Origin of the sequence: Mesorhizobium sp. M7A.F.Ca.CA.004.12.1.1, from assembly GCF_003997835.1 — a bacterium.
GTDB lineage: Bacteria > Pseudomonadota > Alphaproteobacteria > Rhizobiales > Rhizobiaceae > Mesorhizobium.
Map to the genome: position 1 here is coordinate 1 of NZ_RZRK01001463.1, position 555 is coordinate 555.

The 555-nt window shown below is 61.1% G+C and carries 1 protein-coding gene; it reads left to right on the forward strand.

From position 1 onward, the window contains the following. On the forward strand, nucleotides 1–555 hold a 555-nt coding region (locus EN984_RS37050), incomplete at both ends, for a BamA/TamA family outer membrane protein (RefSeq protein WP_164766047.1).

Here is a 555-nt window from a genome sequence, read left to right on the forward strand (position 1 = left end):
GAACAAAGCCCTTGGATCAAGTCGTCGGTCAGCCTCGGGCTGGTCTACAACACCATCGACGATATGAAGAGCCCGCACGAGGGTATCTATGCCACCACGACCGTGGAAGTCGCAGGCCTCGGTGGTGATGCCAAGTTCGTGAAAGTCACGGGCCGCGGCAGCATCTACCAGACGCTGTCGGAGCAGTACGACCTGGTCGGGCTCATTTCAGGTGGCGCTGGCCATGTTGAAGGATACGGCAGCGATGGTCTGCGGATTTTCGATCAGTTCCAGAGCACCGATCGCATGATCCGTGGCTTCGCCTATGGCGGCATCGGTCCTGTCGATACTGCTACTGGCGACCATCTCGGCGGCACGACCTATTTCAATGCGTCGGCAGAGGCCCAGTTCCCGCTCCCGGTCATTCCGGAGAGCTTTGGCTTGCGTGGCGCGGTCTTCGCGGACGCGGCAACGCTCTATGGAAGCAAGGTCGACACCGCTGGCGTCACTCAGGACTCGGTCGGCATGAAGTTGCGTGCCTCGGTCGGCCTCGGCCTGATGTGGGCATCGCCATTC